Annotated in this window: 9 protein-coding genes and 1 pseudogene; 6 read left to right on the top strand and 4 right to left on the bottom strand. The window is 57.0% G+C overall.

What is annotated here, in order from left to right:
- The 6 genes and pseudogenes from hemA to M0974_RS06295 form a co-directional block, all read left to right on the top strand.
- Nucleotides 1-1,256: glutamyl-tRNA reductase (gene hemA / locus M0974_RS06320; RefSeq protein WP_297834145.1), on the top strand; the 1,256-nt coding region annotated here is incomplete at its 5' end.
- The gene (prfA, locus tag M0974_RS06315; protein WP_297834142.1) at nt 1,253-2,335 is read left to right on the top strand and encodes a peptide chain release factor 1; all 1,083 of its coding nucleotides are present in this window, start codon (nt 1,253-1,255) and stop codon (nt 2,333-2,335) included. The genes hemA and prfA, both read left to right, overlap by 4 nt.
- Entirely contained in the window at nt 2,336-3,181 is an 846-nt protein-coding gene (gene prmC, locus M0974_RS06310) for a peptide chain release factor N(5)-glutamine methyltransferase (protein ID WP_297834139.1), read from the top strand. It begins immediately after the preceding gene.
- Nucleotides 3,171-3,925, top strand: a pseudogene (locus tag M0974_RS06305) (molybdopterin-synthase adenylyltransferase MoeB). The gene prmC and the pseudogene M0974_RS06305 overlap by 11 nt, the downstream one beginning before the upstream one ends.
- Nucleotides 3,918-4,718, top strand: a complete 801-nt coding sequence (gene murI / locus M0974_RS06300; RefSeq protein WP_297834136.1) for a glutamate racemase — start codon at nt 3,918-3,920, stop codon at nt 4,716-4,718. Before M0974_RS06305 ends, murI begins: the two are co-directional and overlap by 8 nt.
- Before the next feature lie 114 nt (nt 4,719-4,832).
- Nucleotides 4,833-5,351, top strand: a complete 519-nt coding sequence (locus tag M0974_RS06295) for an acyloxyacyl hydrolase (RefSeq protein ID WP_297834134.1) — start codon at nt 4,833-4,835, stop codon at nt 5,349-5,351.
- Nucleotide 5,352: 1 nt separating this feature from the next.
- On the opposite strand, the gene M0974_RS06290 is transcribed toward M0974_RS06295, so the two are convergent.
- The 4 genes from M0974_RS06290 to M0974_RS06275 all read right to left on the bottom strand — a co-directional run.
- Nucleotides 5,353-5,667 carry a YkgJ family cysteine cluster protein gene (locus tag M0974_RS06290; protein ID WP_297834131.1) on the bottom strand — a complete coding sequence of 105 codons (315 nt, stop codon included), beginning with the start codon at nt 5,665-5,667 and terminating at the stop codon, nt 5,353-5,355.
- A 176-nt stretch (nt 5,668-5,843) separates the two neighbouring features.
- Nucleotides 5,844-6,329, bottom strand: coding sequence for a DUF2878 domain-containing protein (locus M0974_RS06285; protein WP_297834128.1), 486 nt, complete (start codon nt 6,327-6,329; stop codon nt 5,844-5,846).
- Nucleotides 6,322-7,584 carry a cyclopropane-fatty-acyl-phospholipid synthase family protein gene (locus M0974_RS06280; protein WP_297834125.1) on the bottom strand — a complete coding sequence of 421 codons (1,263 nt, stop codon included), beginning with the start codon at nt 7,582-7,584 and terminating at the stop codon, nt 6,322-6,324. The genes M0974_RS06285 and M0974_RS06280 overlap by 8 nt, the downstream gene beginning before the upstream one ends.
- Nucleotides 7,571-7,864 (bottom strand): DUF1365 family protein (locus M0974_RS06275; RefSeq protein WP_297834123.1); only part of this gene is annotated, 294 nt, incomplete at its 5' end. The genes M0974_RS06275 and M0974_RS06280, both read right to left, overlap by 14 nt.

Genomic DNA, 7,864 nt, shown 5'->3' with positions numbered 1-7,864 from the left:
TTAACCATAAGACTGCTTCAGTCGATGTCCGCGAGCGCGTGGCATTTACGCCTGAGCTGCTGGTTGAGGCCTTACAGCAACTCTGCCGTCTAACCGACAGCCGCGAAGCTGCGATCCTCTCAACCTGCAACCGCAGTGAGCTGTACATAGAACACGACCATATCGCCGCCGACTCAATACTGCGCTGGCTGGCCGATTATCATCATTTGAGCCTGGAAGAGCTGCGCGCCAGCGCTTATGTGCACGAGGATGATGCGGCAGTTCGTCACATGATGCGAGTTGCCTCGGGGCTTGATTCGCTAGTGCTGGGCGAACCGCAAATTCTCGGCCAAATGAAGTCGGCGTACGCCGTTGCCCGGGAAGCGGGGACGGTCGGGCCATTGCTCGGTCGGCTGTTCCAGGCCACGTTCAATGCCGCCAAGCAGGTGCGCACTGACACGGCCATTGGTGAAAACCCGGTATCGGTAGCGTTTGCCGCCGTTAGCCTGGCGAAACAAATTTTCAGCGACTTGCAGCGCAGTCAGGCCTTGCTGATCGGTGCCGGCGAGACCATCACTTTAGTCGCCCGGCATCTGCATGAGCTGGGCGTCAAGCGTATTGTGGTCGCCAACCGAACGCTGGAGCGCGCCAGCATCCTGGCCGCTGAGTTTGGCGCCCACGCGGTACTGCTCTCGGACATTCCAGCTGAACTGGTTAACAGCGACATCGTGATCAGCTCCACCGCCAGTCAACTGCCGATTTTGGGCAAGGGCGCCGTGGAAAGCGCTTTGAAGCTGCGCAAGCACAAACCAATTTTCATGGTCGATATTGCCGTTCCTCGGGATATCGAACCGGAAGTTGGCGAGTTGGACGACGTTTATCTGTATAGCGTCGATGACCTGCACGAAGTGGTCGCTGAAAACCTCAAAAGTCGCCAAGGCGCTGCCCAAGCGGCTGAAGAACTGGTGAACATTGGCGCGAACGACTTTATGCTGCGCCTGCGTGAACTGGCTGCGGTGGATGTGCTCAAGGCCTACCGCCAGCAAAGTGAGCGCTTGCGTGACGACGAATTACTTAAAGCCCAGCGCATGTTGGCCAATGGCAGCAGCGCCGAAGACGTATTGATGCAATTGGCGCGTGGCCTGACCAACAAACTGATGCATGCTCCAAGCGTGCAGTTGAAAAAGCTGACAGCTGAAGGCCGCCTTGATGCGCTGGCCATGGCCCAGGAACTTTTTGCCCTCGGAGAGGGCTCGACGGATAAACCCCCGCAATGAAAGCTTCACTGCTCAATAAGCTGGACATCCTCAATGACCGCTACGAGGAATTGACCGCACTGCTGGGCGATGCCGAAGTCATTTCCGAGCAAAACAAGTTCCGCGCGTATTCCCGGGAGTACGCCGAAGTTGAACCGATTGTCGTGACCTATAACCTGCTGCTCAAAGTGCTGGGCGACCTCGAAGGCGCGCAGGCGCTGCTCAAGGACAGCGACCCGGACATGCGGGAAATGGCCGGTGAGGAAGTGCGCGAGGCCAAGGCCCAGTTAATCGAGCTCGAAGGCCAGTTGCAACGCATGCTGCTGCCCAAGGATCCAAACGATGGGCGCAACGTGTTCCTGGAAATTCGCGCCGGCACCGGTGGTGACGAAGCGGCGATATTTTCGGGTGATCTATTTCGCATGTATTCGCGTTACGCCGAGCGTCGCGGCTGGCGGGTGGAAATTCTCTCGGAAAACATCGGCGAGCATGGCGGCTTCAAGGAAGTTATTGCTCGCGTTGAAGGCGAGAACGTCTATGGCAAACTGAAATTCGAATCCGGCGCGCATCGGGTTCAGCGGGTTCCAGAGACCGAATCCCAAGGCCGTATCCACACGTCTGCCTGCACCGTGGCTGTATTGCCTGAGCCAGACGAACAGCAAGTTATCGAGATCAATTCGTCGGATTTGCGCGTAGATACCTACAAGTCCTCGGGCGCTGGTGGACAGCACGTCAACAAAACCGATTCGGCGGTGCGTATCACTCACCTGCCAACGGGTATTGTGGTTGAGTGCCAGGAAGAGCGCTCCCAGCACAAGAACCGTGCTAGGGCGATGTCGTGGTTGTCAGCGAAACTCAACGATCAACAAACCAGCGCAGCCGCCAATGCGATCGCCAGTGAGCGTAAGCTATTGGTAGGTTCTGGCGACCGGTCCGAGCGAATTCGTACCTATAACTTCCCTCAGGGACGGGTGACGGATCATCGGGTCAACTTAACGCTGTATTCCCTTGATGAAGTTTTGGCTGGCGGGGTCGATGCAGTGATAGAGCCACTTTTAGCTGAGTATCAGGCAGACCAACTTGCGGCATTGGGTGAATAAATGACAATTATTGCCAGCTTGTTAAGAGGCGCCGAGCTTCCAGATTCGCCGACTGCGCGTCTGGACGTAGAGTTGTTACTCGCTGCCGCACTGGGTAAGCCCCGGAGCTTCCTGCATACCTGGCCCGAACGAATCGTCAGCACCGAAGCGGCGCTGATGTTCGCGTCCTACCTTGAGCGTCGCCGATCCGGTGAGCCCGTGGCCTATATTCTGGGCCAGCAAGGCTTCTGGAAACTCGATCTTGAGGTCGCTCCACACACACTGATCCCGCGCCCCGACACCGAACTATTGGTAGAGGCAGCGCTTGAACTTCATGCAGCAACGCCATCCCAAGCACCGGTCACAGTGCTCGACCTGGGTACGGGTACTGGCGCAATTGCCTTGGCATTGGCCAATGAGCGCTCCTTCTGGGAAGTGACGGCCGTGGACCGCGTGCCTGAGGCTGTCGCCCTGGCCGAACGCAATCGTCATCGGCTGCACTTGGACAACGCCACGGTGCTGAACAGCCATTGGTTTAGCGCGCTGGAAGGACGACGTTTCGACCTGATAATCAGCAATCCGCCCTATATAGCGTCTGCCGATCCGCATCTGGTGGAAGGTGATGTGCGTTTCGAACCGAGTAGCGCCTTGGTAGCGGGCATCGATGGCCTGGATGACATACGTACAATCATCGCGCAGGCTGCGCAATACCTCGAAGTGAACGGCTGGTTGTTGCTTGAACATGGTTACGATCAAGCCGCGGCCGTGCGTGATTTGATGGCCAGTCAAGGGTTCGAGCGCGTACAAAGCCGCATGGACCTGGGCGGTCACGAACGCATTACCCTCGGGCGTCGCCATGCTGACTGACTCAGAACTGTTGCGTTACAGCCGGCAGATTCTGTTACAACACGTCGATATCGAGGGCCAGTTACGCCTCAAAGCCAGTCGTGCACTGATCGTCGGCCTCGGCGGTCTAGGGTCGCCGGTCGCCTTGACCTGGCGGCGGCCGGGGTGGGTGAATTGCATCTGGCCGACTTCGACACGGTGGACGTGACCAATCTGCAACGACAGATCATTCACGACAGCCACAGCGTCGGGAAGAGCAAAGTCGATTCTGCCATCGAGCGCCTGAGCGCAATCAATCCCGAAGTGAAACTGATCGCCCATCGCAGTGCGTTGGATGCTGACAGTTTGGCGGCAGCGATCGATGCCGTGGACCTGGTGCTCGATTGCTCCGACAATTTTGGTACCCGTGAAGCGGTCAATGCGGCCTGTGTGGCAGCACTCAAACCGTTAGTCAGCGGCGCGGCGATTCGCCTGGAAGGGCAATTGTCGGTGTTTGATCCACGGCGCGCTGACAGCCCGTGTTATCACTGCCTATACGGCCACGGTAACGAAACTGAACTCACCTGCAGCGAAGCGGGTGTCATTGGCCCCTTGGTGGGGTTGGTCGGTAGCCTGCAGGCGTTGGAAGCACTGAAGCTGCTGGCCGGCTTTGGCGAACCCATGGTTGGGCGTTTGTTGTTGGTCGACGCGCTGACCAGTCGCTTCCGTGAACTGCGGGTCAAGCGCGACCCCGGTTGCAGCGTTTGTGGCGCGACGCATGACTAAAACCAGCGAAGCGCCCATTGGAGTATTCGATTCTGGCGTGGGTGGTTTATCAGTCCTAGGCGAAATCCACAGGTTGCTGCCCAACGAGTCACTGCTATACGTGGCTGATTGCGGCCATATTCCGTATGGAGAAAAAACACCGGAATTCATTCGCCAGCGCTGTGCTGTGATTGCTGAGTTTTTTCATGCCCAAGGCGCGAAGGCCCTGGTGTTGGCGTGCAATACCGCAACCGTGGCTGGCGTCGCTGACCTGCGCGAACGCTATCCAAACTGGCCCATCGTCGGCATGGAGCCCGCCGTTAAACCTGCAGCGGCCGCGACTCGCAGCGGTGTGGTCGGTGTGTTGGCCACCACTGGCACGCTACAAAGCGCCAAGTTCGCCGCGTTACTCGATCGGTTTGCCATTGATGTACAAGTGATCACTCAGCCGTGTCCGGGTCTGGTCGAGCTAATAGAGACGGGTGATCTGGTCAGTCCAGCCATTCGAAACCTGCTGCGCGGTTACGTCGAACCTCTGCTGGTCGCAGGCTGCGACACTATTATTCTGGGTTGTACGCACTACCCGTTCCTCAAACCGTTGCTGCGCGAAATGATCCCGGATTCGATCAGTTTGATCGACACCGGCGGCGCGGTTGCCCGCCAACTCCAGCGTTTACTGAGCCAACATCAGTTACTGGCACGCGGGCCTGCTTTGGAATCACAGTTCTGGACCAGCGGCCCTCCAGAATTATTTAGAAACATATTACCGTTGCTATGGAATAAAACTGGCAATGTGCGATTCTTCACAGTGTGAAAATTGTGTCAGCGCGGCAGGGGAAGCAGTCGGAACTATTGCCCGGCCGGGGATTTCTATAAAAGTCGGTGAGCTAAAAAATTCCTGAAACGTTGTGCAGATAAGGTGTTTCTGATGAAACGACTATTTTGTTTGGCTGCGATTGCGGCCGCATTAATGGGGCAAAGCGTTATTGCTCAGGCCGCAGGTCTTGAGTTGTCGGTAGGGGAAACAGGGGAGTCGACGCAGACTTACCGCTTGGGCGTGCAGTTTGATTGGGACAAAAGTTGGTTCCAGACCGACGTCGGACGTTTGACCGGTTACTGGAACGGCGCTTACACCTATTGGTCCGGAGACAAGACTTCGGGAAATAACAGCCTGTCGTTCTCTCCCGTATTCGTTTACGAGTTCGGCTCGGCGAGCATCAAGCCCTACCTAGAAGCGGGTATCGGCGTGGCGTTGTTTTCAAGTACCCGCGTAGAATCTCAGAATCTGAGCACCGCTTTCCTGTTTGAAGACAGGGTAGGGTTCGGTTTGCGATTCAACAATGGACAAGAAGTCGGCATTCGCGCGATGCATTACTCCAACGGTGGAATCAAAGAACCTAACGCCGGTGTAGAAAGCTACGCGCTGCATTACACCGTGCCGTTCTAAGCTATCGATACGCCGTGGCTATGCCGCGGCGTTCGTTCAAGCAATCGTCTGCGCCGGTCTCGAACTCGCGGCAAATCAGCGGACGTTTTTCATAGATCGTGCACATCATCGTGTTGCGATCCAGAGCCGCACACCAGCCGTCATCCAGACGCAACATGACCTCGCCACCCCAATCGTCAGTATCGATGTAGCGTTCAGGCACGCCCGTGTCGGTGATCAGCATCACTTCCAGTTGGCAACAGCAGGCCGCACAGGTCGAACACGTAATGGCCGGTTCTGCGGGTATTTGAGTCAGTGGGATGTTGGTGGTCGTCATAGACGCGCAGTGTATGCCGTTGCGGGGTGCTCGTGTGGGTGCAGCGACAAAACACCACGGTCCGCCTTCAGTGGGACCGAATTCATTCGGGAAGCAGGCTACTCGGTTATGCCAGATACACCGAGGCGTGGCATTCGTGAATGAATTCACTCCCCCAGAAAAACCGTGATCGCTTTTCACACCCTCTTCGCCAACCCCTGCAACAGCGTAAACAACCCGGCCCATACAACGCCTAACAGCACCATGCTTGGCCAAAGCCCTAGCGGCAGGTGTACACCGGCCATCTTTGATCCCGCGTAATACGACATCGGGCCGCCAACGGCACCTAGCACACTGGCGCGCCACCATGGCTTGGCGGTCCAGTCCAGGCAGTGATTGAGTGTTGTCGCCAGCACTGCCCACAACATCACCAGCCACAACGGAATCAGGGGGCCGCCGGCGTCAAAACTAAATACCCCGCAGTTCAGCAGCAGGCTATCCACCGTGGTGCCGATCAACGCTACGCTGATCAGCAGCAGGCCTTCTGCCTGCCACGAGCTGATCCACAGCAGATGAATCGCCAACACGCCTACTGCGATCAGCAGCCAAAAACTATTCCCACCCAAGACGCAAGCGAACCAACCGATCTGAAACAGCAGGGCATTGATCAGCTGTTTAGGCATCGAAACGGCCGAGCAAAGGCTGGGACATTGCGTCGGGCTTGGCTAGCAGCAATTGCGCGGTGCCGATGGTGCGTTCGAGGAAGCCGCCCTCGCAGTAGCACAGGTAAAACTCCCACAGCCGCAAAAAGTAGTCGTCATAACCCAGCTCCATCAGATAGCCATGGGCGTGGCGGAAGTTGTCATGCCACAGGCGTAGCGTGCGGGCGTAGTGCAGGCCGAAGTCTTCCATGTGCAACAGGTTCATGTCGGTATCTTTGCCTACGACATCCAGCATCCGCTGCACGGAAGGCAGTGCACCGCCCGGGAAGATGTAGCGCTGAATAAAGTCGACAGTGTTTTTTGCCTGCTCATAACGCTGTTCGCGAATGGTGATGGCCTGTAGCAACATCAGGCCGTTGCTTTTCAGTAAATGCGCGCACTGTTTGAAATAGGTCGGCAAAAAGCGATGGCCTACCGCTTCAATCATTTCGATCGACACCAACTTGTCGTACTCGCCGGTGAGGTCGCGGTAATCTTCCAGCAGCAAGGTTATTTGGTCTTGCAGCCCCAACTGTTTTATTCGTTGCTCGGTGTAGGCGAATTGCTCTTTGGACAGGGTGGTCGTCGTCACCCGGCAACCATAATGCTGCGCCGCATAGATTGCCATGCTGCCCCAGCCGGTGCCGATTTCCAGTAAGTGGTCAGTCGGATTAAGGGCCAGTTTCTGACAAATGCGCTCCAGCTTATTCAGCTGTGCCTGTTCCAGCGTATCGTCCGCGCTCAGGAACTGTGCGGCGGAATACATCATGGTGGGATCAAGAAACTGCTCGAACAGGCCATTGCCGAGGTCGTAATGCGCGGCGATGTTTTTCTGTGAGCCTTTGCGCGTGTTGCGATTGAGCCAGTGCAAACCGTGAATGAAGGGGCGGCTCAATTTCGCCAATCCGCCCTCCATGGCATCGAGCACTTCCAGGTTGCTGACCAATACTCGGATCACCGCGGTGAGGTCCGGGCTGGTCCAATAGCCGTGGATAAACGCTTCGCCCGCACCGATTGAGCCGTTGCTGGCAACCATGCCCCAGGTCGCAGCATCGACAACATCGATTTGCCCTTGCAACACCCCACCGGCTGCACCGAATACGTGTCGCTCCTCGCCCTCGGTGACCACCAGTTGCCCGCGCTGCAGGCGGGCAAGTTGGCGAAGCACACCGCGCCGCAGAATATTCGCGGTCAGGCTGTTGGTGCTGAAGCTGGCCGTAACACTACTGCTTTTCATGGCGAGAATCCTTAGGCTGCGTGGCGGCAATACGGAAGGCGGCGTCTGCGGCCTGATGGGAGAAAATCGGTACGCGTTTGATCAGCAAACGCAAGGCTTGCCAATAGATGGCCAAGCAGGTCTTGGCGGTCATCCATGGGTACTGCAGCAAATAACGGTGCAGGCCAGCGCGGCTGAGTTCTTGGCGCTTAAGGTTGAGCGTCGCATCGAACACCTTGTGCTCACCCTTCCAATCGGCCATGTGCACACCGAGTTTTTCGTCGGGGGGGCTGAAGCTCAT

Source organism: Pseudomonas sp., from assembly GCF_026224925.1.
Taxonomy (GTDB): Bacteria; Pseudomonadota; Gammaproteobacteria; order Pseudomonadales; family Pseudomonadaceae; genus Aquipseudomonas.
The sequence above is the reverse complement of the archived record's forward strand: the minus strand, read 5'-3'. Positions and strand labels throughout refer to the sequence as shown.